Genomic DNA, 26,591 nt, shown 5'->3' on the forward strand with positions numbered 1-26,591 from the left:
GTATTAATTTGTGTACAATTAACCAACAGTTACACTCAGTTACCTTAATAAGGTACTTTCATTTTGTGAGACTAAACGATGAAAATTAATGAAAAAATCCGTCAATTACGTGAACAGTACCAACTATCTCAGGAAAATATGGCGGAGAAATTAGGAATGTCGGTAACGGGGTATGCCAAAATTGAGCGGGGCGAAGTGCGTTCGACTTTACCCCGTTTGGAACAAATTTCAGAAGTCTTTGAGATGGATATTTGTGAATTGTTGGCTTTTGGGGAAAACGAGAAAGTTTATTTTAATAATTCAGTCATTGAATCGACAAATTCTAACAATTTCTTATTTGCAGTCGGCAACGATAATTTAGAAAAAGCCATTCAACAATTACAATTAATGGTGACACACAAAGATGAATTATTACTACAAAAAGACAAAATTATTCATGGTTTAGAGCGTGAGCTCGAGTTACTCAGAAAATTACAAAATTAAGAAATTGAAACGGGGATGAAAAACATCCCCATTTTTAACCGCACTTTATTTCCCTTTCATATCTATAATGACTACTTCCGATTGTGATCCTAAACGCATTGGAATGCCCCAGAATCCATAGCCTGATGTCACCATAAAATACGGCTTGCCGATTTTTTCTAAGCCATAATCAATGCGGTAGGTGAGGGAGGTGATGAGATTCGCCGGAAAAATTTGCCCTTTGTGAGTGTGGCCGGAAACCTGTAAATCAAAAGGCAATGTTGAATGGATTTCCACTTCGGAAGGGCGGTGGTCGAGGACAATAATCGGTAAATCCGGTTTAGCCTGTTTTAACAATATTTCCGTACTTGGACGGTGTTTCTCGAGATCGTCATTTCGTCCGATTAAAACCAGTTCGTCATTAATGGTTGCCATTTGATCCTTTAATAGGATAATGCCGGCTTGGCGGATTTCTGCGGTAATTTCTTCTTGGTGTCCAAAAAAATCGTGATTGCCTAGGGTGGCATAAACCCCTAATGGCGCACGCAGTTTTTCTAAATGTGGACGCATATTTTCCGCTAAATAGGCGGTCACATTATCGTCCATAATATCGCCGGGGAGCAGGATTAAATCGACTTTTTGCTCATCCATTATTTGTGCCAGTTTATCTAGGGCTTTCCCGCCAAATAATGTGCCTAGGTGTAAATCGCTTGCGACACCAATTCTCAGCGGTTTCATGGGCTTATCCAATGTGATTTCATAATGTACAAGACGTGGGACATAGGCGTTGTAAATGCTTAATCCGAGTAATCCAGCCAAGGCGAAAGGATAGGCAAGGCGTAAAGTGCGGTCGATTTTTGCGATGATTTTTGTTTTGCTGAAAAGAAAATGAATGATCACAATGCCGAGGCTGACAAAGGCTGAAAAAAGCAATAAGGCGAGAATAAAAGCGATAATACGCGCCGCCATAAAAAGTTGCAGGAGTTGACCAATTAAAAGCGCATTGGGTATGCTAAAAGTGATGAATGCCAGATATTTTTTGCCTTTTGGCGAGAGTTTTCCAGCAAAAAGCCAATGTAATGTGCGGTTAAAAATCGTGATAAATAATTGTAAGCTGATAATGGCTATGGCAAAAATAATGTAGTAACGGAGTTCCATAAAGTTCGCTGCTTTCCTCAAAATTCTAAAAAGCGGAATAATAAATTTCTCTGTTTCCAAAGGCAAATTTTTTCGCTAGAATGCGCCTAATTTTTTGACTTAAAAGGATAACATTATGTTTGGAAAAGGCGGTTTGGGCGGTTTGATGAAACAAGCGCAACAGATGCAAGAAAAAATGCAGAAAATGCAGGAAGAAATCGCACAACTTGAAGTAACCGGTGAATCAGGTGCAGGACTGGTGAAAATCACCATTAACGGTGCGCATAATTGTCGCCGCATTGATATCGATCCTTCTTTAATGGAAGACGATAAAGAGATGTTGGAAGATTTAATTGCTGCTGCATTCAACGATGCGGTACGTCGTGCGGAAGAATTACAAAAAGAAAAAATGGCCTCGGTCACTGCCGGTATGCCATTACCGCCGGGAATGAAGTTTCCTTTTTAATTGTTTGGTGCGTGAAGAGTGGTTCACGCACGAGCTCCTATTGTCTTTTCATTTATCATTATGCAAAGCAGTCCACTTTTAGAACATCTCATTGAAAATCTCCGTTGTTTGCCGGGCGTAGGGTCAAAATCTGCACAGCGTATGGCATATCATCTTCTGCAACGCAATCGCAGTGGTGGAATGAATTTAGCACGAGCGCTCACCGAGGCGATGTCTAAAATTGGGCATTGTTCTCATTGTCGTAATTTCACGGAAGAAGACGTGTGTAATATTTGCAATAATCCGCGCCGTCAAAATTCCGGTTTGCTTTGTGTGGTGGAAATGCCAGCGGATATTCAAGCCATTGAGCAAACAGGGCAATTTTCCGGTCGATATTTTGTGTTGATGGGGCATTTGTCGCCACTTGATGGCATTGGGCCTCGTGAAATTGGTTTGGATTTATTGCAAAAACGCTTGATAGAGGAATCTTTTCATGAAGTGATCCTTGCCACTAATCCTACCGTAGAGGGTGATGCCACGGCGAATTATATTGCGGAAATTTGCCGTCAACACAATATCAAAGTGAGCCGTATTGCCCATGGTATTCCTGTGGGGGGGGAACTCGAAACCGTTGATGGCACCACACTGACCCATTCTTTCCTTGGTCGCCGTCAAATCGACTAATCTTTTCTTATGCGTTTATTTATCGCCGAAAAACCTAGTTTAGCACGGGCTATTGCCGATGTATTGCCTAAACCTCATCAACGTGGTGATGGCTTTATTAAGTGTGGCGATAAAGACGTGGTGACTTGGTGTGTGGGGCATTTATTGGAGCAGGCAGAACCCGATGTTTATGATCCCAAATTTAAACAATGGCGATTAGAGCATTTACCCATTATTCCTGAAAAATGGCAACTTTTACCACGTAAAGAGGCAAAAAAGCAGCTTGCGGTGGTGGAAAAACTTATTCATCAAGCGGACGAATTAATCAATGCGGGCGACCCGGATCGAGAAGGGCAGCTTTTGGTGGATGAGGTGTTTAGCTATGCAAAGTTAAGTGCAGAAAAGCGTGATAAGATCCAACGCTGCTTAATCAGCGATCTCAATCCCAGTGCGGTGGAAAAAGCCGTTAATAAATTACAGCCGAACCGCAATTTTATTCCTCTCTCCACCTCGGCCTTGGCAAGGGCGCGTGCCGATTGGCTTTATGGCATTAACATGACAAGGGCTTATACTATTCGTGGTCGTCAGGCTGGCTATAATGGCGTGCTTTCTGTGGGGAGGGTACAAACCCCGGTGCTAGGGTTGATTGTACGCCGAGATTTAGACATCGAACATTTTCAGCCGAAAGATTTCTATGAAGTGCTGGCATGGATCAATCCTGAAAGTCAGAGGGAAAAAACATCGGAAAAATCGACCGCACTTTTCAGTGCTTTATGGCAACCCAGCAAGGCGTGCGAAGATTATCAAGATGAAGACGGGCGTGTGCTTTCTAAAGCCTTAGCTGAAAATGTGGTAAAACGTATTACCGAACAGTCGGCGGAAGTGACGGATTATAAAGATGTGAGAGAGAAAGAAACCGCCCCCTTACCTTATTCTTTATCCGTCTTACAAATTGATGCGGCGAAACGCTTTGGTATGTCGGCACAAGCGGTGTTGGATATTTGTCAGCGATTGTATGAAACCCACCGTCTGATTACTTATCCTCGTTCGGATAATCGTTATTTGCCGGAAGAACATTTTTCCGAACGTCACCAAGTATTGAAAGCGATTTCTGTTCATAGTGAAACCTATCAAACCTTGCCGGATGTAGTGGATATCAAGCAAAAAAATCGTTGCTGGAATGATAAAAAAGTGGAGGCGCACCACGCAATTATTCCTACGGTGAAAAGTCGTGCAGTGAATTTAACCCGGGAAGAACGCCATATTTATGAGCTTATTGCTCGCCAATATTTAATGCAATTTTGTCCTGATGCGGAATATCGTAAAAGTAAAATTACATTGAATATTGCCGGTGGCACCTTTATTGCGCAAGCACGAAATTTACAAGTGGCAGGCTGGAAAGCACTACTTGGCAAAGAAGACGATACGGAAAATCAAGAACCCTTATTACCGATTGTGAAGAAAGGGCAGATTTTGTATTGTGAGCGTGGGGAAGTGATTAGCAAAAAAACACAACCGCCAAAACCTTTTACTGATGCAACCTTGCTTTCAGCGATGACGGGGATTGCCCGCTTTGTTCAAGACAAAGAATTGAAAAAAATTCTGCGGGAAACCGATGGATTAGGCACAGAAGCAACCCGAGCAGGTATTATTGAATTACTCTTTAAACGGGGGTTTTTAACTAAAAAAGGACGCAATATTCATAGTACGGAAACAGGGAGAATTTTGATTCAAGCTTTGCCGGATATCGCTACCCAACCGGATATGACGGCACATTGGGAAGCACAACTCACCGATATTAGCCAAAAGCAAGCCACCTACCAACAATTTATGTATGGGGTGAATCAGATGTTGCCGGATTTGGTACGTTTTGTCGATTTCAATGCCTTGAGGCAGTTAAGCCAAATAAGCCAAACTTCAGAAAAACCACGAAAAAGAGCGGTTAAAAAATGAAATAATTTCATATCGGAAAATAAGTTGATTAAAGTTGATACAGTCGAGCAATAAATAAGAAAAAAAACTTGCGAAAAAGATGAAATATTTATATTATTCGCCCCAGTTTTCTTGCGTAGTACGCAATCTAGAGTAGAAAAAATGTATCAAGTTCTTTTATTTATTTATGTTGTTGTCGCTATTGCGTTGATCGGGTTTATCCTCGTTCAACAGGGCAAAGGTGCAAACGCCGGGGCTTCTTTCGGTGGCGGTGCATCAGGCACAATGTTTGGCTCGGCCGGTGCCGGTAACTTTTTAACCCGTACCAGTGCGATTTTAGCAACGGCGTTTTTTGTTATCGCACTTGTTTTGGGGAATTTAAATTCTCATCGTAGCAATGTAGAGAAAGGTGCATTTGATGACTTATCAAAAACTGCGGAGCAAGTTCAGCAACAACAGGCTGCGCCTTCAGTAGAGAATAAAAATAACGATATCCCGCAATAAATTAAAATAGATAAAATTTAACGCTCTGGTGGTGGAATTGGTAGACACGCTATCTTGAGGGGGTAGTGACCACAGGTCGTGCGAGTTCAAGTCTCGCCCAGAGCACCAACTTAACATTTTATATATTCCAAAGAACTCCGAAAAGCCTTGAAAATATTAGATTCAAGGCTTTTTTATTGTCCAATGCAAGCCAATGAGATACTACTAAATCCTTGAATTTTAGTAGTACGTTTAGTAGGATCATACTACCAAGGCAAAAAAGCGTACTACTAAAAACGCCGTAAGCCTTGTAAATACTGGCTTTATCTTAGTTTTAGTTGTACTACTAAGAAATAACTAAGAAGTCAGTTCGTACTACTAAAAAACAGCGTACTACTATGGCACGTACTACTAAACCACTCTCAAACACTCAAATAGAAAAAGCAAAGCCAAAAGATAAAGCCTATCCGCTTAATGATGGTGGAGGGCTTTTTATTTCAATCCAACCAAACGGCGCGAAGCTGTGGCGGTTTAATTATTATAAACCTATCACGAAGAAACGAACTGAAATCAGCTTAGGGAAATTCCCCGAAATAGGGCTATTGAGGGCTCGCGAAATTAGAGAAGAATATCGCATATTGTTAGCGCAGGGGGTAGATCCAAGAACTTACAAAATAAAGGGTGAGCAGGAAAAAGCACTACAACAGGCTTACACGTTTAAAACGGTGGCTAATCTATGGAAGGAATCAAAAAACAATATCAAAGAACTTACATTAAAAAAATATTGGGCTATTATTGAAAATTACCTATTCCCAATACTGGCAGATTATCCGATTAATGAAATTTCTCCGATAATTGCAAAGCAAGCGTTAGATGTTCCCTATATCCAAAATAAGGCTGAGATGTTTAGAAAATCGGTAAAATTGCTCAATGCTATTCTGAATTATGCCGTTTATTCTTTATTTATCATTCCAAATAATCCATGCGAAAAAATAATTACTGCTTATGAATCGCCTTCACGTGGCGAGATTCCTACAATAAAACCGGATGAACTCCCTGATTTTTTCGACCGATTAGAAAATTCAAATCTTGATTTAATAACTAAGTATCTTATTCAATGGCAACTTTTAACAATGGTTCGCCCAAATGAGGCTGTTACGGCAGAATATGCGGACATTGACGAAGAAAAAGGGCTATGGATAATTCCAGCCAATAAGATGAAACAAACGAAGAGCAATAGAAATGAGGCGCATATTATTCCGCTTTCTAAACAAGCGCTATATCTACTGGGCAATATTAAGCGCCTTTCTTTGAATGGTTATTTATTCCCAAGTTTACGATCGGAGAGTGGGCATTTAAGCGGGCAGACAGCAAATAAAGCGATAAGGGATGGATTGGGCTATAAAGGCAAATTGAAAGCGCACGGATTGAGAAAAATAGCGAGTACCTATCTACACGAGGCTGGCATTTTGCCGGATGTTGTAGAACTATGTCTTGCCCATACTATTAAGGGAATTAGAGGCATTTACAATAAAGCGGAGTACTTACCACACAGAAGAACAGCCTTACAAAAGTGGGGCGATTATGTAGAGCAATGCCAACTTCAAGCGATAGCTCCTCATTTAAAGATTGTGGCTTAAAGATTGATAGTTAAAAGTGTGGTCAAATTTCACCGCACTTTTTCTTTTGACTGGATATAATAACAGGTTATACTATGCCTATCAGTTCCTTTCGAGTGTTATACTATCCAATGACAAAAAATACGATACTTTTACAAGAAATTGACGAACTCAACCAAAAACGGGCAACAATGCCCCCCTTAAGTCGTGATGAATTGAACCGTTTACGCACAGAATTTTTAATTGAAAGTACTTACAATTCTAATGCGATTGAGGGCAACACGATCACCCTTAGAGAAACAGCACTCATTTTAAATGATGGCGTGACTATTGCAGAAAAACCGATTAGAGAGCATTTAGATATTATTGGTTACAAAGACGCATTAAGTTTTCTTTTTTCGTTGGTGGACGAGAAAGAGCCTTTAACCGAACGGGATATTAAAGCTATTCATTCTCTTGTTTTAATGGGTAACGCTGAACATAAGGGCAAATATCGACAAATTCCGGTGAAAATATTAGGTGCGGAAAACGAACCTACCGCACCGCACTTTATTGCGGAAGAAATGGCTAAATTACTTGATGAATATCAAAATAGATTAAACCACCATCACCCGCTAGAAGCGATTGCGTGGCTCCATTTAGCTTTTGAAAGCATTCACCCGTTTATAGACGGCAACGGGCGCACGGGGCGGTTACTACTCAATTTTGAGTTAATGAAGTGCGGTTATTTGCCGGTGGATATTAAATTTAAAGACCGTGCGGAATATTATGCTTGCTTTGATGATTATCACCGAACAGGGGAGGCTGATAGGCTATTAAATCTCATTGCGAATTATGAGAAAAGTGAGTTAGTGCGTTACATTGACGCAGTAAACGGAAAACAAGAATAAACTAATTTACACGGCTAGGAGTGGCTTAATTACCCACTCCGAAAGAGAATAACCCTATTTGTTCTTTGCCGTGTTCTCACTGAATAGGGTACGCATAGGGGCGTTTTATGATTGATATTGAAAAAGAATATCAAGACATAGAGGCAGAAAGAAAAAATGGGTTTATTAGCCTTTACGGTCTTTTTGTTTTTATCCGCAAACACAATCCGAAATCATCAGACAATAAAATTGCGACTGTTCTTTTAAGAAAGTTCAAAGATTATCAAGATCAATACAATAGAGTTCATTTTATGGACACCCTGATTGACGGGGATTTAACGACACAAGAGCGACAATTTCTAGAATTGGGTCCTTTACTTCCCTTTAGACTTCCTAAAAAACTTCACGAAAGCGAAGCTCCACTACCTTTTGACTACTTAATCTCAACACTAGAGGAGATTGAAGACTGCGGAATTAATAAAAGGACACCATTTTAATGTTTGAAAACGATGATTTTGAAAATATTAACACTTATTCACCGTCGCGAAATGATGAAGATGAAATAAAGGACGTTTTTTTGCCTATTCCAATTCTAAAATATATTTTAAACGTGGATGATTTTTATGATGAGAGCATAAAACCAAGGCGAAAAACTTACACCGAAATAACAACAGAAAGAGAAAAGCAACTAGAGATAAAAAATGATGAACTAAAAAATGAAAACACAAAATTAAAAGAAGAAAACGAACTATATAAAAGCCAAGCATTAAACCGAAAGGATCACGATGTACATAGAATAGTGAATGAGGTTAAATATAATGACAGAGAAAAAGAAACTCATTTACAAGCTATTTGTTTTTTAGCTTTTCGATTAGCGGAACAACAACCACAGAAATTTATTAAACCAAGCCAAGCTATCTACACGGATAGAATAGCAAGCATATTAGAGCAAGAGAGCCAAAACCATTGCATAAATATCAGAACTAAAGACAGCTTTCAGCGGAAACTATCTAAAGCTATAAAAACATTCTCCACTATCACAGAAGAAGCGGATTAATTGACATCCGCTTTTTTCTTTTCCCTAAATCCGAAAAATCCACTCAATAAAAATCGGAAGTTCCGAAAATCATAGCTGCATTATCTCCATAATCCCCACCGACACAACGAAAGCCAAAACAGGCTTATTCAATATCAATCATTCTTATGGAGAAAACACAATGCCAATGAAAACCGCAACGGCACAAACCGCCCACCAGCAAGACAGCATTATCAGACGATATGACGCTATTAGCCGTTTTGGGGTGAGTAAATCCACTTTTTCCGACTGGCAGAACCCAAAATCTAAACGTTATCGCCCTGACTTCCCGAAGAAAATTCAATTAGGTGTAAATTCCGTTGGCTACCTTGAAAGCGAGATTAACGCTTACATAGCCAAACTTGCCGAGAATCGACCATAAGGCGGCATTATGGAAACCATCAACACTACCAGCACTTATGAACAGCAGATGTTTATTCTGCGACATTTAGAGGAACGACCGCATAGCACCCACGAATTAAGAGCCAAAGGGATTTACTACCCACCGGCACGAATCAAGGAGCTACGGGATAAAGGTTATGCGATTGATACCTTCTACCGAGATGAAACCGACAGCACAGGCTTAACACACCGAGTAGGCGTTTATGTATTACACGAAAACGAAGTAAGCCAAAAAGAGGGGAAGTTTCACGAATGAGACAAAACAAAAAGCCCCGAATTGAACCAAGCCAAATTAGCGAACAAGGTACGGATAAATACGGGGAAAACATTTCAAGCGGGATTAAATGCTTTTTATTGATGTTAGGTGCAGGCGGATTTGTCGCTTTGATTTTGTGGCAATTACCGAACCTAGCCAATTTTATTTTAGCCATTAAAGGCTAATCAAAATCCTTAATTTAACGAGCATAGAGCGATTTTCACAATGAACAATGCAATGACACCAACCAATGAGAAAAAACAACACAGTGCAACGCTGGCGGGCATTGAAGAGATGATTAGCCGTATTGAGGCATTTTCAAGTTCAGCCGTTACCGGCAAGGCATCAACTCTTAACCCTGACGGCACAAAAACACCGATGCAGCCGAATGAAGTGTTTGACCTGATTAATGAGATGGCAAATCTTGCCTTAATGGATATTCAAACCTTACGCCAAGAATTTGAAAGACTGACCACCAGCAATAAAAAACGAGGTGAATTAGTTTATTTGCCGTTGGTGGACGTTAAGGGAGATTTAACCCAATGACCGAACAAGCAAACCACACTCAAGAAAACGACAGCCAAGAAAAACCAACATTGCAACAAGCGAGGGAATATTTAGAACGGATTATTTCCATTGCCGACAATATGGCGAAAGGCGCACCGCTAAAAAGCGACATTACAGACAAGGAAATGTGGGCAACTATCCACCGGCACTTAGGCAATGTAGATCGCCTGATTGAAATTGCTCAAGAGCAGTTAAGAGGGGTTTAGGGCAATGAGTTACGGGCAAGCCATACGGAAAGACTTTGCGAAAACCTATGCACGAATTGGCAATGCTACTCACGCTTTAAAGTCGGTTTTAGGTGAAGAGCGTGCGGCAAGAATGAAACCTCACACGTTACGAGCCAAAGCCAGTGAATTGTTTAACGACTACCGCACACAGGCTTTAATCGAGTTTGAGAAGGCAGAAATGCTATCACGTCGGGAAAGATTGCCACGTTACAGAAAACCCACAGTAAGAACGGATTTAATGACTGATGAGGCGCGAAAGGTTTTTCAAAATGAACGCTCACAACACTATGACCCACTGGCAGAGATTAAGGCATTACACCAACAGTTACTAAGCCGAGTGAGTAAGAAAATGCGGCGTGTTTAAGGGCGAAAAGGTAAATAAAGATCCGCCCAGAAAACGGCAAGACACGGAAGCAAAACGGAAGCAAAACGGAAGCACTTTTGAAGTGATGAAGTATCCGTTAAGGAAACCATAAGAAATGCGTAATGGTGCGGGTTGATACGTTCTAAACGATCACAAAACGATACCAAAACGATCCGCAAATCAACGTATTTTTAAGGAAGATCCCCCAATAAAACCACACTTTCAAAGGATAAATTGAAATGAAATGTGCCATTGCAAAACACAATGATTTATTACTGAAACAAGCGATTCAACACTACCGGAAATCATCAACGATATTCACCTTTTTGAGCCTATACAGCGACTTTGAGCCTTATCCAATAGATGAGGTGGTGAACGTGCTAAAACGCAAGATAAGTGATTTAGAGAGCGAATTAGAGCCGTGGCGAAAGTTAGGGCGGGAGAATGAAGCCTTAGAAACCCAGCTTTACGCCTTGAAAAAACAGCTAAAACGAATGGAACAACGACAAGGAGAAATGACAGATGAACACTAAACAAGCCAAAACTGAAATCACCGCCCTACTTGCTCACCCTTTGAAACTATTTGAGGGCGTAGAGGGAATTAATGCCCGTAATGTGCATAGACTTTTGAAAGTGGGGCGTGATTATTCAAACTGGATTAAAGCCCGAATTAAACAAGCCGGATTTATTGAAAATCAAGATTTTGTAATTGTGCAAAATATCGCCATTGGTTCGCCAAAATTGGCGAGCCAAAAAGGCGGGAATAATAAACCTATCATTGATTACATCATCACCCTAGACACAGCCAAGCACCTTTGCTTAATGGAGAAAAACGAAATCGGGCGGGCAATTCGCCAGCATTTTATCGAGGCAGAGAAACAGCTCAAACAGGTTGCACCAAAGGTTTATAAAAACACCTTAGCCAAAACCCTTGAACGGTTGGAAAGTATCGACAGAAACCGAGAAATGACAGAGGCAATCAAAGCACGATTAGAACGAAACGGCACACCGCCGAAACCCTATCATTACAGCCAAGAACAAGAAATGTTAGACAGCTTAGTGCTTGGGGTAAATGTTCGCAAATGGAAAGCTCTCAAAGGGATTAAAGGCAACGTGCGGGATTATTTCAATGTGGCACAACTTCGCTTATTGAAAACCCTACAAGCCACCAACGCCGCACTTATTGAGCTTGATACCGGCTATCAAGAACGCAAGGCACAGTTGCAGAAATTAAGCCAACGTTATTTAAGCGAGCAGTTGGCGGCATAGGGGGCAAAAATGCTAGAAGAAATCATTGAATTTTTAATGTTTATCAGCCTTTTGATTATTGCTTTCAGTCTTGCCGGATAAACACCAATGAAACGCAAGCACAAACCTATTTATGACGTAATCGGTACAACCCACGCAGGCAGTCAAGAGAATATCGCCCGGTTTGACAACAAGGCGAAAATCCTCAAAGGCTTGAGGCAACAAGGGCTAGATTTTGAACGTTATCAATCGATCACCATTACCAAAAACACCATAATTATTTATGAGACAAACTAATGACTTTTGAAAAATCCAACAAAAACACTTTACAAACTGCACTCAATTTTGGCATTATTCCCACGCAGTCGCAAAAAACGACCGCCGAGCCTCAGAACTCGAACTATCTATCAGTGGCGCATAGCACGCCGAAAGCGTGTTTTTTTATGCGTGGTTTACACACACCTAAAGAACGCCTAGCGCGTCTATCTATGGTAGCGTGTAGCGGGAAAGGTTTCGCCCTTTGCTGTGTTCCACTGATCGCAGTTTCTGAGCCCGTTGCACGTTACCGCCCAAAGCCTCAGAACTTCCGAGCGGTAACTCTTGAAAAACTATTCAGTGGAGTTACGCAAATGTATCAATTCATTTTTGCGGCTATACGTCGCACCGACTTAACCAATCATATTCAAAAAATCCGCATTAATGCCGACAGCGAATTACAAGCCCGAGCCATTTTAGCCCGTGAATTTGTGCTTGTCCTTGCCGGCAAAATCAACCTTAAAAATGACCGCACTTTTTCGGAGGTGAGCTATGCCTAAAGCTACCACCTCATACACCTTAGACGACAAAGCCCAAGCGCATTTAAAAAATGCGACCAATACCCTATGGCAGGCTTATAGCATTGTAGATTTATTAGTAAACAGTGCTGATTTAGACAATGACGATATGCCGGCATTAATTTCAGCCTTACGAGGTGCAGCCGAATTAATGAGTAACGGATTAAATGATTTAGGGGAGGTGTAAGATGCGTAAAAATATCCCTGTTCAAAATCACAGCTTGCGAAATGCCGTTGATGTGGGTAGTATCTGTGGCACTACAACCTTCAACGCAGACCGCAAGCGTTATTTAAGCGGTATTTTTTTATCTCAAATTCCTATCAATGGGAGTGCGTCCAGTTTTGGGCATACCCTATCATTTATCGAATTTGCGGTAAGGGCGACACGCAGAAATAAGACGGGCAACCGTACGAATAATGCGGACTGTTTGAAGGCAGTAGTTGAACCCTTACCGCCCCTTGTTGGTGGTAAGTTTATTCACAAACTTACGAGAACCTTCAAAATGAAAACCTATCAAAAACTGACCGCACTTTTAGCGGCATTCCCTACCCCTGTTTTATCTTCAACACAAGGGGGCGCAAATGTTTAATCAATCTATTTTATCTGTTCTTCAAAGTTGCACGAGTTTTAACAAACTCAACAAGTACAGCGAAATCAACCCAATGAGCGAGAAAGATTTAAAAGCCTTGCGCAATGAATCGGAAAATCTTTGCGAATCGATTGAATATGGGTTATTTGCCGTAGGCAAGATGATGGAACACTTAGGCAGTTTAACCGATGAGCGAGAACAGAACTTCAGCCATAACGCTTTAGACAATGCCACCGTAAGACACTTAGGCGGATTGATTCAGGCGAATGCTTACCTCCTCAATGTGTTACGAGATAGCGCAGGCAATGCAGAATTTCACCTTAGCAATATGAAGGGAGGCAAAGGCAATGAATAACGTCACCCTACACTATCAAGACGGGCGCACGTTTATTTGTGCGGAAGGCGTCGCCCTTGCACGGGCAGAAGAAATCAAATCCTATGTTGAATCAAACAGAGATGATTTTAGCTATCGTGATGTAGCGATAGTGGAAATTCAGCACACGGGGGGCAACGATGAAACCAAATAACCCTATGAAACAGCTTGAGCAATGGAAAGCAAACCACCAGCAAGAGAAAATCAATCGTTTTGTCCGTGAAATGAATCAGACCGATAGCCGGTCTCCTCAAATTGAGGAAACCCCAAAAACGCAACAGGAAACGCAAGAAACGACTAAAGGAAAAGGCAAAGGGAAATTATCACTTACTCCCCTCGCGTTCGCCTATGCGCAAATTAACCGCCAATTTCAGCTTATTTTAGAGAGTAACCAACGCTGTTTAGATGTTTACCCTGATGACTTCCACCACAAACTAAAAATGCGGTCGGAAATGGCGGATTTAGTGGAACGGTTAAAGGCGGGTGGAAAGTTATTTAATGCGCTGGCGAAATCCCAAGGTGCAAACCTCACAAAAGACAATGCCGGCACGTTGAAAGACTTCAATCAAGCCAACGGCTATTTGATTTATAAATTCAATGAAGTGATCGAACAAATCGACCGACTCAATATCGAGCGCGTTGAAAATGAGAAGTTGCAAGGGGTATCGAATGAGTAAGGTAAATTATCAAGTCGTCGGATATAGCCAACATAAGCCAATCATACTCGGTACGGTAAGCACCCTAGCGGAAGCATTGAACCTATCAGAAAAAGCCTTGAATGAAGTGATTTATCAAGCTGTATTGATTAAGAAACAAGGGGTAAGCAATGGCTAAAACAACAAAATCTAATCCTTCACAAGAAAAGTTAGACTGGTCGGACTATTCCGAACGGGAGAAAGCGGCGTTGGCTTGTGGTGCGGAAGATAGGGCAACTGCTTTTCCCGCCTTGTTTTCACTGCTTGACGGTGTAAGAGAGGCAATTATTCCCGCCAATGCCGAGCTGAAAGGCTATGATGATTATCTGCGGGCGTTGGTGGCTGATTGTCATTATGTGGAGAAATGGCTAATTCAATCAATGCCGGCACGCAAAGGCGTTCACAATGTAGATGATGTGTTGGCGAATTTAAGTGCAGAAGAAATCCAGCAAGATTTAATGAAATTCACTGTATTAGGCTTTCTGCGCGCCAATATCGCTTTAATATCTCAAGAAGCACAGATTGCCCTTGCTCAAATAGAAAAGCGTACAGCGAGTGAAACAGGAGGGCAACAATGGCTAAACTAAAAAACGCCCCTTTTGTGAAAGTACAAGACCAAACAGGCGAATCGGAAATCATAATTTGCTTAGGCTTGCAGGCGTGGGAGATTGCCAAGCATATTGATGAATCGGGTAAAAGTGCGGTTGAAATCGACCTTGAAAATGCCTTAGGTGAAAACGCCCGTAAATCGCCTTGTGTGGTGGTGGACGATAAAGCCTTAGAATCTATTCAATCATTGCGAATTGCCCCGAAAAACGCCCGTTATGTTCGTTTAATTCGGGCAAATGGTGGGAATGCGTTAGACACGGAAGTTTTAGAAGCGGTTTATTTGAATCTTGCCAAACATACGGCAGCCGAAAGTGTGATGTATTGTGATGAAGCCTTGCAGATGATTGAAGATGTAAGCCGATATATTCAGCGCATACGCAAGGGCGAAACTTATCACGGTGAAATTCAGCTCATTTGCGAATCAACCCGAGATAATCATCAACCTTACACCGAAAAACGCAAGGAAAACGGCATAGCGGGGCTTTTTAGGGTTGTTCCGAAGTTAGACAAAGACACAGGCGAGATGGTTGATAAATGCGAATGGCTGGCGGATTGTGTGGATGTGGTGGGCGTAGGCATTTCCGAGAGTGATTACTTTTCTATGCTCTCTTTCCAAGCGCAGGGCAAAACCGAACCGACTTTAATCGCTCTCCCGTGGGCGGAAATTGGTGAGCGTGCGGGGTGGCAACTGCTCAAGCAAAAGGGCGTTAGGCTCACCAATAGCCAACGCTTAAAACCGCACCTCGCGGATTATCTCCAAGATACACAAGACAAGCCGATTTATCAGATTGTGAATGAAACAGGTTGGCAGGCGGATTTTAACGCGTATATTTTGCCGAATGGTGAAGTATTGGGGAAACCGAATCAGCCCGTTTACTTCAACAACAAATCAGCCACCACCGCAGGCTATCAAGCCAAAGGCACGTTAAGCGACTGGCAAAAGGAAATCGGGCAATATCTCAAGGGCAATCATTCTATGATGTTGGGCGTGGCGTGTTCGTTGGCTGCCCCTTTGATTGGCTTGATTGGGGCGGAGAGTTTTGGCGTTCACCTGTTCGGAAAATCCAGCGCAGGGAAAACGACTATCGCCAATATTGCCAGTTCAATTTATGGTGAGCCTGATTTAATCCGGTTATCATGGAACGGCACCAGCCTAGGCTTAATTAACGAGGCAGCCGCACGAAATGACGGCTTTATTCCCCTTGATGAAATCGGACAAGGGGCAAGTAAAAAGCACGTAGAACAGACCGCTTACGCGTTATTTAATGGTGTAGGGAAAATCCAAGGGGCAAAGGAAGGCGGAAACCGAGAGCTAAACCGCTGGCGCATTCTTGCCTTTTCCACCGGTGAGCAAGATTTAGAGTTATATCTCAAACAGGACAACATCAGAACCAATGCAGGGCAATTAGTGCGCTTGTTAAATATCCCTATTCAGCCCGCCAGTACGTTTTATCATTTTGGCAATGGCAAAGCCCATGCAGACCATTTAAATGCCATGACAAAGCGTTATTATGGCGCAATGGGCAAAGCGTGGATTATGTGGCTATTGGAAAATAAACAAGCGGTGGTGGCTGAATATCAGCGTTATGCGGAGCAATGGCAAGCAACGCTACCCAATGACGCCAGCCCACAAGTTAAACGGGTGGCTGGTCGTTTTGCCTTACTGGAAACCGCCCTACAACTGGCAAGCCCTTTCACCGGCTGGAAAACCACAGAAAATCAGACCGCACTTTTACACAGCTTTAATGAATGGGTGAACGAGTACGGGCTACATTCTCGGGAGGAAAAACAGATTATTGAACAGGTGAATGGTTGGTTATTGCTAAATGGCGCACGGTTTATTGAATTTCCCTTTAATCATAACCAACAAGAGCCGAGAGATACGGCAGGTTATCGCCAGCTTGCCGACAGCAAAGAACCCCAAGAAAGCGATCGATATTGGGTTTTCCCACAGGTTTATCTTGAAGATGTGATTAAAGGCTTTAATGAGAAACAGGCGAATGAAGTTTTAGCCGGCACAGGTATGTTAGAAACTTCAAATGCCAGCGGTTACAAATACCGAAAACAATTACCGAGAGCCATCCGAGGCAATAAAACAATCCGCTGCTATGTGTTGGCGGTATTAGATGAAGAGGACGACAAAAGCGAAGAAAGGGAATAAAAAGCCTATTTTGAAAGGCACAGACTATCAAACAACAAAGAGCAGATCAGAAATGATTTGCTCTTTTTTTATCCACCAACGAAAAAATTTTTTTCCGTGTGTAGAAAACATCAAAAAAACTTAGACACACTAGACACAAAAGAACAAAAGCTAAATATATCAATCACTTAATAAAAATACTGTGTCTAAAAATACCCTTTTTGTGTCTAATTTTAGGGGTTTTGTGTCTAAAAAATGGGGTTTTGTGTCTAATCAAAAAATGAACAATTCACTAATGTGTCTAAAGTGTGTCTAGCTGTGTCTAAGGTGTGTCTAATGCGTTTAGACACAAAAATGAGGCTTAACTATTTGAAAAATAAAAATATTTTTTCTAAAAATCGGCTGTGTCTAGTGTGTCTAACGATTTTCGTATATCTATACACTTTTTTATTTTTTAGGTGGTGGAAAGTCTTAGTTTGATCCATAGGTAAAATCTTATCAAATAACATTGCCTACTATACGCCATTTGCGTATAATGTACGCAAATCAAGTATAAGGCTAAAAAATGAACCTAACCTTTGTGGAATTAACACCCTTTTCTAAATATCGTGCAGAATATATTAGTGATGATGAATATAGGGTTTTTCAAAATGAGCTATTAGAAAGCCCGGAGAAAGGCGATTTAATTCAAGGATTGGGCGGACTTCGTAAAGTAAGAATAGCCGATAGCACACGCAACAAAGGCAAGCGAGGTGGGGCGAGAGTGATTTACTATTATCAAGATAACAAAGCAAATATTTACTTGATTACTGCTTACCAAAAAAGCGAAATGGACGACTTGAGCAATGAGCAGCGCAAAGCATTGAGGGCAGTCGTTGAAGAAATTAAAAAACAGTGAGGACTAGAGAATGACAAAAAGAAATTTATTTAATGAGTTGATGACAGGCTTGAAAGAAATTCAAGCACACCAAAAAGGCGAAATTGAATTACCTAGTTACACACTAAACCGTCCCGAACCGCTGGAGATGAAAGCAAGCGAAATCAAAGCAATCCGGGAAAGCCTAAAACTATCTCAATCAATGTTTGCCCAAAAATTAAGAACAAGCGTGAGAACCTATCAAGGATGGGAGCAAGGCAAAAGCAAGCCTAATCAGCAAGCAATGCTATTATTGCGAATGGTGGAACGTTCACCGCAGATTTTTGAAGAATTAGCAAGGGTATAGATAAGCGAGGGCTGAAAAGATATGAAACACAGAGAACCGCTTATTAATGCAGATGGTGAAATTAGGGAATTGACAGAGGCTGATTTTGCTCTAGCTAAACCTTTAGCAGAGGTTATGCCACCTGAATTTATGGCAATGGTAAAAGCCCATCAAAAAGAAATGGAACAACAAGGGAAAATTCGAACAGGACGAGGCAAACAGAAATCACCGACTAAGCAGTCTATCACGTTAAGATTATCCCCTGAAGTGATTCAAGCGTTCAGAGCAACGGGGCAAGGTTGGCAAACTCGGATCAATGAAGTGCTATTGAATCATATCAAAACAGCATAATTTAAAAGGCTTAGTGCGGTGCATTGAGCCTTTTTTTATTGAATTTAGGGAGCAGTACGCGCGCGAGTGAAAATTTAACGCCCTCAAATTTGAGGAGATGTGAACCGTGGTTATATGGTAACGGTTGAACGATTCGTATGATGCGAACGATTGAGGCATTCGTATGACACGAACACCTAATTGAATAATAAACGTCAAAATTTGAATTTTGTTAGAAAGATGATGATGGCCCTAAACCCCGTGGAACGCCCACCCCGTCTAGGAGTACCTTTTTCACTTGCTGGAAACTATCATGTAATTCTTTCGACATGTTTCAACATCCACCAACGGTGAAAGTTATTTTGCCAGTTATTAAATTTTACTTAATAACTTAACCTCAACTTGAGAATAAACAACGAGACCAAAAAAAGGAAATATTATTCAAAAGAGATTTTTGCGAGTCCATAAAAAAAGGAAATTTATGCGGCTTAAATTAGAGTGGCTGTCATTGGATAACCCTCTTTCTTTGCGATATAATAATTTCACAAGGAGATGGTTTTTAGTGGGTGACTTTTGATTTTAGTAGTAGATTTAGCAGTATATTTTTGTGCTTTATTCTTTTTTTGTTTATTTTGTTTAATGTTTTCAAGTTGTTATGTTTTTGATTCAGGTCTCGCCCAGGCACCACAATATTTTTCAAAGCCTTTCGTAACATCTCGAAAGGCTTTTTTACATTAATTTATTTATTCGGAATTTGTCAGTTTTATTTTTTAACTTAATTAGGAGATACTTATGAACTTCCCTAAAATTGCAGAACAATTGATAGAGAAATTGGGTGGTAAAAGTAATATTGCCACAGCAGCACATTGTGCAACGCGCTTGCGTATCGTTTTAAACGATGAAAGCAAAGTTGATAAAGAAGGTATTGATAATATTGAGGGCGTGAAAGGACAGTTTTCTGTTGCCGGTCAATATCAAATTATCTTCGGTTCCGGTACGGTGAATAAAGTTCACGAACAATTAACCAAGCAACTGGGGATTGGTGATGTGAGTAAAGCAGAGGTTGCTGAGGCAGCCGCCGGCAACCAAGGTTTATTACAACGTCTGGTGAAAGGTTTGGCGGATATTTTCGTACCGATTATTCCGGCGATTGTGGCAGGCGGTTTGTTGATGGGGATTCACTCCATGCTAACCTCTGTCGGTTTCTTTTGGGAAGGGCATTCGGTTGTAAGTAAATATCCTGAAGTTTCTGATTTAGTCGATTTCATCAATACGATAGCCAATGCTCCTTTTGTATTTTTACCTGTCCTACTAGGATTTTCCGCCACCCGTAAATTTGGCGGTAATCCGTTCTTGGGGGCAGCTTTGGGGATGCTCTTAGTTCACCCTGCTTTGGCTGACGGTTGGAACTATGCGAAAACCTTAATGGAAGGCAATATTCAATATTGGAAAGTGTTTGGGCTCGAAATTGAGAAAGTCGGTTATCAGGGAACGGTGATCCCAACTATCATTTCCGCTTGGGTACTCGCAACGCTGGAAAAAACATTCCGTAAGTTTGTGCCTTCTTATCTGGATAATCTTGTTACCCCATTATGCTCGCTCTTTATTGCCGGTTTCTTGGCATTTACTGTGATCGGGCCGTTCGGTCGTGAGGCGGGTTCAATCATTTCAGTGGGTTTAACCTGGTTGTATGATACCCTTGGTTTTGTAGGAGGAGCAATTTTCGGTACATTCTATGCGCCGATTGTTATCACCGGTATGCACCAAACTTTTATTGCGGTAGAAACCCAATTATTAGCCGATGTTGCACACACGGGCGGTACGTTTATCTTCCCAATTGCGGCAATGTCTAACATTGCACAAGGTGCAGCCTGTTTAGGCGTAGCATTAGCATTAAAAGATCCAAAAGTGCGTGGTTTGGCGGTGCCTTCAGGGATTTCTGCTTTATTAGGGATTACCGAGCCGGCGATGTTTGGGGTGAACTTACGTTATCGCCAAGCGTTCTTTGCGGCAATGATTGGTTCTGGTTTGGCAAGTGCTTTCATCGCATTTTTTAACGTAAAAGCTATTGCGTTAGGAGCTGCCGGTTTCTTGGGGGTGCCATCAATCAAACCGGATAGCCTTGCAATGTACAGCATTGGTATGGCGATTTCTTTTATCGTGGCATTTAGCCTATCTTTTGTGATGGTAAAACGTGCAAACGTAACAGCTTAATTTCTAAAAAAAGTGCGGTTTAAATTATTCACAAACTCGCTTACTCGTTTGTTCCCCCCTATCGGGGCTGTTGGCAAAGCCAACGTTCAAAAAACGTTGTTTTTTGTGACCGCACTTTTTTAATCTACGGTATTATATCTAGCCGCTGCACAAATCTGTTTTTGTGTCCCTACATGTCGTTGAAATTTCTATTTTTGTGCATTTGCTACATAACCGTTAATCTAGCCGTTTTAAATAATTTATTCCCAGATTTCTCATTTGCCTGATAATCCATTGCTGTTTTTTGCGTACCAATGCACTCGGCTTTTTGACTTTATAAATAATAGGATTTGGCAAAACGGCTGCCAGTAATGCTGCTTCGGATTGTGTCAAATTTTTTGCTGATTTATTAAAGTAAAAACGGCTTGCCGCTTCAACACCAAAAATCCCTTCGCCAAACTCCGCAATATTTAAATAGACTTCCAAAATTCGTTTTTTTGACCAACCTAGCTCTAATAACGTCGTAGCCGGCACTTCTAATCCTTTACGTAGCCAACTTTGTCCGTGCCACAACATTAAATTTTTGGCAGTTTGTTGGGAAATGGTAGATCCGCCCCGAATTTTGCGTGTTGATTTTCCGTTATATTTGAATGCTTTTTGAATGGCTGTGAAATCAAAACCGTAATGAGAGGGGAATTTTTGATCTTCCGCTGCAATTACGGCAAGTTGCATATGTGGCGAAATTTTCTCAAGGCTCACCCAAGTCGATTTCGCCCGATAATGGAAATCGCCTTGTAACCAATGTCCAACTTGCTGTTGAACCATATAAGAAGAAAAAGGCACGGGAACAAAGCGAAAAAGCAGAATAAAAGCAAAAATGGCGAAGAAAAATCGGATTGCGATGCTCTGCCAATTTTTCTTCCACCATTTGGGACTAAATAACCGTAAAACTGCGCTTAAAATTTGCTTAGTTTTTTTCAACGTCATCAAGATGTTGTTTTACCCATTCTATAAAATTCGGATCCATGGTTTTGATCATATTTGAACCGCGTGTAATGGTGGCGGCACTGGTACTCAGATTTTGTTGGATTTCACGTTGAGATAAATTTTTGTCTAATAGCTGTGAGACAATTTGTAAACGCAAGCCCACAGCATCGCGTTCGTCAGCGGTGAGAAGCAAGGTTAAAAAATCTTGTGCTTTGCCTTGTTCAAAAGCCGTTTGTAGCATGGCAAGAAAAGCATTCCATTGATCTAAATTGCGACTGATATACATGAATCTCATCCTATACTATTAAACTAGTGCGCTTAGTATAGCCGATCAAACTCTTCCTGGCTAAAGGTTTGTGGATTTTCTTTATGTTGTAATAGTTGGTAGTAAAAATCATAGGTCAATACATTTTGCACATAACCACGGGTTTCAAAAAATGGAATTGAGGCGATAAATTCATCCATCGTTAATTTTCCTCCCGACCTTGCCAGCCATTTTTCCACCCTACTTGATCCGGCATTGTATGCGGCGGCAATGAGAATACGATTATTCGGGTATTTCATATTCAGTTCATTTAAATGTGCTGTTCCGAGCAAAATATTATTGAATGGTTTGAATAAATCCTTTTCCGTTTGATAAGGTAATTGATTGTGATCGGCGGTTGCTTTGGCGGTACTTGGTAAAAGCTGCATTAATCCGCGAGCATTGGCAGAAGATTGTGCCATTGGATTCCAAGCACTTTCCTGACGGGCTATTGCCATTGCAAAGGTTTTACTTATGGAGTTATCGGTTTTTACTGATTGAGGCATTAAAGTAATATCAAAATAGCCTTGGTAAGCGTTTGGCAGTCGTAAGGAAATATGATTCCATGCTTTCGCAATAATTGAGCCGTCCACACCTAAATCAAACCAACCTTGTCGATTCGCATATTCACTCAAAGCAATTTGCTTAGCTTGTTTTGATTCATTGGAAATATTTTCAAGCAGAAAACGCCAACGCTGTTTGGCTGCACCTAGGCAATCTAATTGTCGCAGTTCGGCAATTTCCTCTAATGCGGCACGGTGATGCTTTATAAGAGCAAGTTTCGTTTTATCATTTAATGTGGATTGAGGCAATTCAATGCGATAGTTCGCACCACGATTTTGAGGGCTAAGCATGGCTTTGGCTAACATTGGATAAAAACCACGTTCTTTGGAAAGTGCGGTTAAAATTTCTCGTGTTTTTTGTGGATCACTTTTTGCGAGCCAATAACGCCATTCTTGTTTTTCCTTGCCTTCTTTTGAAAGGGCATTTAACCAAGGCATAAGATCGGTTTTCTGCCAAATTGCCATACGTAGTCGGCGTTCAATCAGATTATCGGCATTTAATGCTAATATCTCTGTATCACGCCATTGCTGAAAATGAGGGGTTTCATTATCAAAAAAACGGCTGATAAACGTGATTTTCCAATCACGAATTTGTGTGTCGTTTAATTGCCAGTTTTTTGCCCATTGTAAATAAGGGGCAAAATCGGGGTTATCCATATTTTCGGGGAGCATGCGTAAATAACGTGAAAATCCTTGTATGACGGCAAATTGGTCTTGGATTTTGCCATTCTTGTCATCAGGTAATGTATCTGCAAGTGCTTTTAAATTTAGCGGATTTTTTAGTAAATCAGCATAAAGTTGTAGCTTTGTCAGGATTGTTGGATCGTCTTTTAGATTATTGGGATTCTCTAATTCTCCCGCCAGCAATACTAAACCTTTCACATCTTTTTTTGTAAATAAGTTTTGCGCTTTTTGATAAATTTTGTCTGCTGTCCTGCCACCCTTGGAATACCATTTTTTCCATAGCTCGGAATCGTTCGTAAGCTCGCCATTATTGAGCCAGAATGTTTCAAAGCGGTTCAAAATATCCGCTTCTTGAGTTGGTTGATTTTTATTTAATTCCGATGATTTTTGAGTGATCTGATATTCCATGTTTAATGTGGCAATTTGCATTTCCAAACTATTTGGTTTGATCTTTTTTGCATAATCCACTAGACGCTCGGAGCCATTGTTATTTAGCAAGGTAAGAATGCTTTGTTCCAAGCGGGAACGGAGAAAATGTTGGGGATGTTTAGAGATATAATCCTCAATATCTTTTTTTAATGCCATCACTTCACTTGAAGGTGTATCACGAGTAACTGATTTTATTTGGCTATCAAAATATGCAAACCAAGCATCAGTTTGCAACGGATAGCTTTCTAAAGAATGGAGTAATGATAGAAAAACCGCTCGGTTTTCAAAAACACGGTTATTTTTTACCGCACTTTTCAATAGATTTTCGAGTTGTAAGAATGTTGCCCGCTGATTTAGCTGTTTTAACTCGTCATGGTGTTGGTTTTGCTGCCATTTCAACTGTTCTTCTGCGAGATTAACGAGTGGTGTGTTTGCTAATTTATCGGTATTTGTATTCGCTCTGATGGATTGAGAAAGTGCGGTTAAAATTGCAAGGGAAATAAGGGGAAGTTTTTTCATACCATTCCTGTAAAATGAGAATTTATTCCTTGTTAGATGGAGTGAGCTTTACGGTATCAATGCTCAAATTTATACGGTTTAATTAACAAAAAAAGCGAATTCTTAGATTCGCTTTTTCATATATTAGTTCCCTTAGAACACTTTTTTAAACGGTTTCACCGTCACTTCACCATAAACCCCTGCTGCCACATAAGGATCTTGTGCAGCCCAATCTTTTGCGGCGAGTAGGCTATCAAATTTAGCTATGACGGTAGAACCGCTGAATCCTGCATCGCCGGGGTTTTCGTCATCAATAGCCGGATTTGGGCCGGCGGTAAGTAAACGATCTTCGGCTTGTAGCTGTTTTAAACGGGCTAAGTGTTGTTCACGAACGGCAAGGCGTTTTTCAAGGGTGCCGGGAATATCTTGAGCAAAAATAACGTAATACATTGTTTTCTCCTTTAAATATCTTTAGTTTGTTGACTTTCCTATTCTTGAATGGAGGCGAGGGCTTTTTCCAGTTCATGGTTGTCTTCGCGTGGAATACTACGTGATTTACCGTTGCTATCTACTGCGACAAAGGTAAACACTGCATCGGTTACGCAGTAGCGTTCACCGATAGGTTCACTAGCAACTTTTTTCACCCAGACTTCTACTTTAATTTGAATAGAAGAGCGTCCGATTTTTAGGCATTGACCGTAGCAGCATACTACATCACCCACTGCAATAGGTTTGATGAAATTCATTCTTTCTACGGCAACAGTAACAACCCGTCCATGAGCAATTTCTTTAGCTAAAATTGCACCGCCCATATCCATTTGCGACATAATCCAGCCGCCGAAGATATCTCCGTTTGCATTGGTGTTGGAAGGCATAGCAAGGGTGCGGAGTAGTAATACGCCTTTCGATTGGCGACCATCTTTATCAATAAAATTTGAGGACATTAATTCTCTCCATCTTTGTGGTTATTTTGTTCGTCTTTTGGTAAATATTTATAAATGTAAGCAGCGGAAATTAGCGTGGCAATTATCGTCATTCCAATTAAGCCGAAAGATTTGAAATCAACCCAGGCTTCTTCCGACATATTGCGGCTAATATAAATATTCACCAACATACAAATGATAAAGAAAATTGCCCAGCCGAGATTGAGTTTATTCCAAGCCTGCTCCGGTAACTTAATTTCTTTACCGAGTAATTTTTTCACTAAAGGTATTTTGAATTGAAATTGTGCCACAAGCAATATGATGGCAAAAAGCGCATTTACAATAGTGACTTTCCATTGCAAATAACGTAATTCATTGAAATAAGCGGTTAAAAGTCCGAAAAAAACGACCGCACTTGCCATGATTTTTTGTTGTTTTTCAATGGCGCCATATTTCCATTTTAAGATCACCATCTGCAAGATGGTCGCAATCACTAAGACGATTGCCGCATCGCGTACGCCGCTAAGTTTATAAGTGATAAAAAATAAGATTAGTGGAATAAATTCAAGTAGTTGTTTCACTTATGACTCCTTCATAAATAAGCTGTAAAAACGATAGGTTACCACCAGCATTAGTATATTTAATAATGAGGCGAAGCCACTTACTATAAGTATAAAAACCATATTGTTAGATAGCGTAGTGAGTTGAAAAACTAATGTCGGTACAACAAAATACACTAATAGGGCGTAAATAAATAATGCGCTTTTTTGAGTTCGCCCTTGTAGCCAAATTTTTTGCAGACTTTGTCCGATACTGTCTTGCGACGTTAAGTAGTGGGTGGTAGATAAATTTACACGTATAAAGAACCAAATCCCGACAATAATCGCTACAAGCGAGATTATTGAGGGAGAGGTTTTAGTGAGTACTGCCGCACCGATTTCAAATAAGCCAAGAAATATAGGAATAACAATAATGAGTTCTAAGATCACAACACCAATAAAACGTGAAAGCGTTGCACCGAATGTTTGCCCTAAAGTGCGGTAATTTTGTTGGTTGATTTTATGAATTGTCAGCAATCCCCACGCACTCAAAAAAGTCGTTGCTAATTGTGCGATAGAAAATGATGTTAAAAAGCCAATGACATCTATATTTGCCATACCAAAAGTATTGGTATCGACCAAGGCTTCTGGAGAATTAATCGATGGGCTTAATAATATGCTTAAAACTTGTGTCATAAATAGGATTAATACAAGCTGAAGCATTATTTTTTGCTGATTACGGAAAAAATTCCAGCTATCTTGTAAAACCTGCGTAAAGTTAATTTTCATTCAATTTTCTCTTTGTCAAAAGTGAGGCAATTATACCTTGTTTATTGGGTTCTGCCATTTATCTATATAAAATTCTACTCCTTGAGAGGGGATAAATTTGGTGATTTGAAGTTGTTAGCTTAAAAATTGTACTGATTTTGTCTAAATAATTTTATTAAATG

Annotated in this window: 39 protein-coding genes, 1 tRNA gene and 1 pseudogene; 33 read left to right on the forward strand and 8 right to left on the reverse strand. The window is 40.7% G+C overall.

What is annotated here, in order from left to right:
- The first annotated feature begins 78 nt into the window (after positions 1–78).
- On the forward strand, positions 79–483 hold the full coding sequence (locus BKK47_RS09995) for a helix-turn-helix domain-containing protein (RefSeq protein WP_077494700.1): 405 nt from the start codon (positions 79–81) through the stop codon (positions 481–483).
- A 45-nt stretch (positions 484–528) separates the two neighbouring features.
- Here the strand turns inward: BKK47_RS09995 and BKK47_RS10000 are convergent, their stop codons facing one another.
- Positions 529–1,620, reverse strand: a complete 1,092-nt coding sequence (locus tag BKK47_RS10000; protein ID WP_077494701.1) for a metallophosphoesterase — start codon at positions 1,618–1,620, stop codon at positions 529–531.
- A 115-nt stretch (positions 1,621–1,735) separates the two neighbouring features.
- Between BKK47_RS10000 and BKK47_RS10005 the strand changes: the two genes are divergently transcribed.
- The 32 genes and pseudogenes from BKK47_RS10005 to BKK47_RS12835 form a co-directional block, all read left to right on the forward strand.
- The gene (locus tag BKK47_RS10005) at positions 1,736–2,065 is read left to right on the forward strand and encodes a YbaB/EbfC family nucleoid-associated protein (RefSeq protein WP_005629464.1); all 330 of its coding nucleotides are present in this window, start codon (positions 1,736–1,738) and stop codon (positions 2,063–2,065) included.
- A gap of 60 nt (positions 2,066–2,125) precedes the next feature.
- Complete coding sequence (gene recR / locus BKK47_RS10010; RefSeq protein ID WP_077494702.1) at positions 2,126–2,728, forward strand: recombination mediator RecR; 603 nt, start codon at positions 2,126–2,128, stop codon at positions 2,726–2,728.
- Positions 2,729–2,737: 9 nt separating this feature from the next.
- Positions 2,738–4,660, forward strand: a complete 1,923-nt coding sequence (locus BKK47_RS10015; RefSeq protein WP_077494703.1) for a DNA topoisomerase III — start codon at positions 2,738–2,740, stop codon at positions 4,658–4,660.
- A gap of 141 nt (positions 4,661–4,801) precedes the next feature.
- A complete protein-coding gene (gene secG / locus BKK47_RS10020; RefSeq protein ID WP_077494704.1) occupies positions 4,802–5,143 on the forward strand; it encodes a preprotein translocase subunit SecG in 342 nt (113 codons plus the stop codon).
- A gap of 22 nt (positions 5,144–5,165) precedes the next feature.
- Positions 5,166–5,251, forward strand: a tRNA-Leu gene (locus tag BKK47_RS10025).
- 269 nt (positions 5,252–5,520) lie between these two features.
- Positions 5,521–6,762 (forward strand): tyrosine-type recombinase/integrase, encoded by a 1,242-nt coding sequence (locus tag BKK47_RS10030; protein ID WP_077494705.1) that lies wholly within the window; start codon positions 5,521–5,523, stop codon positions 6,760–6,762.
- A 74-nt stretch (positions 6,763–6,836) separates the two neighbouring features.
- Positions 6,837–7,631, forward strand: coding sequence for a Fic family protein (locus BKK47_RS10035; protein WP_244149136.1), 795 nt, complete (start codon positions 6,837–6,839; stop codon positions 7,629–7,631).
- A 107-nt stretch (positions 7,632–7,738) separates the two neighbouring features.
- Complete coding sequence (locus tag BKK47_RS10040; protein ID WP_077494706.1) at positions 7,739–8,107, forward strand: hypothetical protein; 369 nt, start codon at positions 7,739–7,741, stop codon at positions 8,105–8,107.
- The gene (locus BKK47_RS10045) at positions 8,107–8,667 is read left to right on the forward strand and encodes a hypothetical protein (RefSeq protein WP_077494707.1); all 561 of its coding nucleotides are present in this window, start codon (positions 8,107–8,109) and stop codon (positions 8,665–8,667) included. Before BKK47_RS10040 ends, BKK47_RS10045 begins: the two co-directional genes overlap by 1 nt.
- A 160-nt stretch (positions 8,668–8,827) precedes the next feature.
- Positions 8,828–9,067 carry a helix-turn-helix transcriptional regulator gene (locus BKK47_RS10050; RefSeq protein WP_077419666.1) on the forward strand — a complete coding sequence of 80 codons (240 nt, stop codon included), beginning with the start codon at positions 8,828–8,830 and terminating at the stop codon, positions 9,065–9,067.
- Positions 9,068–9,076: 9 nt separating this feature from the next.
- Positions 9,077–9,343 (forward strand): helix-turn-helix domain-containing protein, encoded by a 267-nt coding sequence (locus BKK47_RS10055; protein ID WP_077494708.1) that lies wholly within the window; start codon positions 9,077–9,079, stop codon positions 9,341–9,343.
- Positions 9,340–9,528 carry a hypothetical protein gene (locus BKK47_RS10060; protein ID WP_077494709.1) on the forward strand — a complete coding sequence of 63 codons (189 nt, stop codon included), beginning with the start codon at positions 9,340–9,342 and terminating at the stop codon, positions 9,526–9,528. The genes BKK47_RS10055 and BKK47_RS10060 overlap by 4 nt, the downstream gene beginning before the upstream one ends.
- Before the next feature lie 40 nt (positions 9,529–9,568).
- Complete coding sequence (locus BKK47_RS10065; RefSeq protein ID WP_143529618.1) at positions 9,569–9,889, forward strand: hypothetical protein; 321 nt, start codon at positions 9,569–9,571, stop codon at positions 9,887–9,889.
- Positions 9,886–10,116: a hypothetical protein gene (locus BKK47_RS10070; RefSeq protein ID WP_077494711.1), complete on the forward strand. Its 231-nt coding sequence runs from the start codon at positions 9,886–9,888 to the stop codon at positions 10,114–10,116. Before BKK47_RS10065 ends, BKK47_RS10070 begins: the two co-directional genes overlap by 4 nt.
- A gap of 4 nt (positions 10,117–10,120) precedes the next feature.
- On the forward strand, positions 10,121–10,501 hold the full coding sequence (locus BKK47_RS10075) for a hypothetical protein (protein WP_077494712.1): 381 nt from the start codon (positions 10,121–10,123) through the stop codon (positions 10,499–10,501).
- Positions 10,502–10,740: 239 nt separating this feature from the next.
- Positions 10,741–11,034, forward strand: coding sequence for a hypothetical protein (locus BKK47_RS10080; RefSeq protein ID WP_077494713.1), 294 nt, complete (start codon positions 10,741–10,743; stop codon positions 11,032–11,034).
- A complete protein-coding gene (locus BKK47_RS10085) occupies positions 11,024–11,770 on the forward strand; it encodes an antA/AntB antirepressor family protein (protein WP_077494714.1) in 747 nt (248 codons plus the stop codon). Before BKK47_RS10080 ends, BKK47_RS10085 begins: the two co-directional genes overlap by 11 nt.
- A gap of 87 nt (positions 11,771–11,857) precedes the next feature.
- Entirely contained in the window at positions 11,858–12,046 is a 189-nt protein-coding gene (locus BKK47_RS10090) for a hypothetical protein (protein ID WP_077494715.1), read from the forward strand.
- Positions 12,046–12,564, forward strand: a complete 519-nt coding sequence (locus BKK47_RS10095) for a host cell division inhibitor Icd-like protein (RefSeq protein WP_244149137.1) — start codon at positions 12,046–12,048, stop codon at positions 12,562–12,564. Before BKK47_RS10090 ends, BKK47_RS10095 begins: the two co-directional genes overlap by 1 nt.
- Positions 12,557–12,769 (forward strand): hypothetical protein, encoded by a 213-nt coding sequence (locus BKK47_RS10100; protein WP_077494716.1) that lies wholly within the window; start codon positions 12,557–12,559, stop codon positions 12,767–12,769. Before BKK47_RS10095 ends, BKK47_RS10100 begins: the two co-directional genes overlap by 8 nt.
- Position 12,770: 1 nt before the next feature.
- The gene (locus BKK47_RS10105) at positions 12,771–13,172 is read left to right on the forward strand and encodes a hypothetical protein (protein ID WP_077494717.1); all 402 of its coding nucleotides are present in this window, start codon (positions 12,771–12,773) and stop codon (positions 13,170–13,172) included.
- A complete protein-coding gene (locus BKK47_RS10110) occupies positions 13,165–13,527 on the forward strand; it encodes a hypothetical protein (protein WP_077494718.1) in 363 nt (120 codons plus the stop codon). Before BKK47_RS10105 ends, BKK47_RS10110 begins: the two co-directional genes overlap by 8 nt.
- Entirely contained in the window at positions 13,520–13,699 is a 180-nt protein-coding gene (locus BKK47_RS10115) for a hypothetical protein (RefSeq protein ID WP_077494719.1), read from the forward strand. The genes BKK47_RS10110 and BKK47_RS10115 overlap by 8 nt, the downstream gene beginning before the upstream one ends.
- Positions 13,686–14,222: a hypothetical protein gene (locus tag BKK47_RS10120; RefSeq protein WP_077494720.1), complete on the forward strand. Its 537-nt coding sequence runs from the start codon at positions 13,686–13,688 to the stop codon at positions 14,220–14,222. The genes BKK47_RS10115 and BKK47_RS10120 overlap by 14 nt, the downstream gene beginning before the upstream one ends.
- Positions 14,215–14,379, forward strand: coding sequence for a hypothetical protein (locus BKK47_RS12485; protein ID WP_158074768.1), 165 nt, complete (start codon positions 14,215–14,217; stop codon positions 14,377–14,379). Before BKK47_RS10120 ends, BKK47_RS12485 begins: the two co-directional genes overlap by 8 nt.
- Entirely contained in the window at positions 14,372–14,827 is a 456-nt protein-coding gene (locus tag BKK47_RS10125) for a hypothetical protein (protein ID WP_077494721.1), read from the forward strand. The genes BKK47_RS12485 and BKK47_RS10125 overlap by 8 nt, the downstream gene beginning before the upstream one ends.
- On the forward strand, positions 14,815–17,010 hold the full coding sequence (locus BKK47_RS10130) for a DUF927 domain-containing protein (RefSeq protein ID WP_077494722.1): 2,196 nt from the start codon (positions 14,815–14,817) through the stop codon (positions 17,008–17,010). Before BKK47_RS10125 ends, BKK47_RS10130 begins: the two co-directional genes overlap by 13 nt.
- Before the next feature lie 544 nt (positions 17,011–17,554).
- Positions 17,555–17,887, forward strand: a complete 333-nt coding sequence (locus tag BKK47_RS10135; protein WP_077494723.1) for a type II toxin-antitoxin system RelE/ParE family toxin — start codon at positions 17,555–17,557, stop codon at positions 17,885–17,887.
- A gap of 10 nt (positions 17,888–17,897) precedes the next feature.
- The gene (locus tag BKK47_RS10140) at positions 17,898–18,212 is read left to right on the forward strand and encodes a helix-turn-helix domain-containing protein (RefSeq protein ID WP_077494724.1); all 315 of its coding nucleotides are present in this window, start codon (positions 17,898–17,900) and stop codon (positions 18,210–18,212) included.
- A gap of 21 nt (positions 18,213–18,233) precedes the next feature.
- The gene (locus BKK47_RS10145) at positions 18,234–18,542 is read left to right on the forward strand and encodes a BrnA antitoxin family protein (protein ID WP_077494725.1); all 309 of its coding nucleotides are present in this window, start codon (positions 18,234–18,236) and stop codon (positions 18,540–18,542) included.
- Between the two features lie 771 nt (positions 18,543–19,313).
- Complete coding sequence (locus BKK47_RS10150) at positions 19,314–20,735, forward strand: sucrose-specific PTS transporter subunit IIBC (protein WP_077494726.1); 1,422 nt, start codon at positions 19,314–19,316, stop codon at positions 20,733–20,735.
- Positions 20,736–20,747: 12 nt separating this feature from the next.
- Positions 20,748–20,852: pseudogene (locus tag BKK47_RS12835) on the forward strand (D-ribose ABC transporter substrate-binding protein); the annotation flags it as partial.
- Between the two features lie 99 nt (positions 20,853–20,951).
- Here the strand turns inward: BKK47_RS12835 and mtgA are convergent.
- From mtgA to BKK47_RS10185, 7 genes are all read right to left on the reverse strand, one after another.
- Entirely contained in the window at positions 20,952–21,695 is a 744-nt protein-coding gene (mtgA, locus tag BKK47_RS10155) for a monofunctional biosynthetic peptidoglycan transglycosylase (protein WP_077494733.1), read from the reverse strand.
- A complete protein-coding gene (trpR, locus tag BKK47_RS10160; RefSeq protein WP_077494727.1) occupies positions 21,682–21,987 on the reverse strand; it encodes a trp operon repressor in 306 nt (101 codons plus the stop codon). Before trpR ends, mtgA begins: the two co-directional genes overlap by 14 nt.
- Positions 21,988–22,019: 32 nt before the next feature.
- On the reverse strand, positions 22,020–24,200 hold the full coding sequence (locus tag BKK47_RS10165; protein WP_077494728.1) for a transglycosylase SLT domain-containing protein: 2,181 nt from the start codon (positions 24,198–24,200) through the stop codon (positions 22,020–22,022).
- Positions 24,201–24,332: 132 nt separating this feature from the next.
- On the reverse strand, positions 24,333–24,629 hold the full coding sequence (locus tag BKK47_RS10170) for a YciI family protein (protein ID WP_059365679.1): 297 nt from the start codon (positions 24,627–24,629) through the stop codon (positions 24,333–24,335).
- 38 nt (positions 24,630–24,667) lie between these two features.
- Positions 24,668–25,123: an acyl-CoA thioester hydrolase YciA gene (gene yciA / locus BKK47_RS10175; RefSeq protein ID WP_077494729.1), complete on the reverse strand. Its 456-nt coding sequence runs from the start codon at positions 25,121–25,123 to the stop codon at positions 24,668–24,670.
- Entirely contained in the window at positions 25,123–25,683 is a 561-nt protein-coding gene (locus BKK47_RS10180; protein WP_077494730.1) for a septation protein A, read from the reverse strand. The genes yciA and BKK47_RS10180 overlap by 1 nt, the downstream gene beginning before the upstream one ends.
- On the reverse strand, positions 25,684–26,430 hold the full coding sequence (locus BKK47_RS10185) for a hypothetical protein (protein ID WP_077494731.1): 747 nt from the start codon (positions 26,428–26,430) through the stop codon (positions 25,684–25,686). It abuts the gene before it with no gap.
- Positions 26,431–26,591: the final 161 nt, after the last annotated feature.

This window comes from Rodentibacter mrazii (genome assembly GCF_001998825.1).
In the GTDB taxonomy this organism is placed as follows: Bacteria; Pseudomonadota; Gammaproteobacteria; order Enterobacterales; family Pasteurellaceae; genus Rodentibacter; species Rodentibacter mrazii.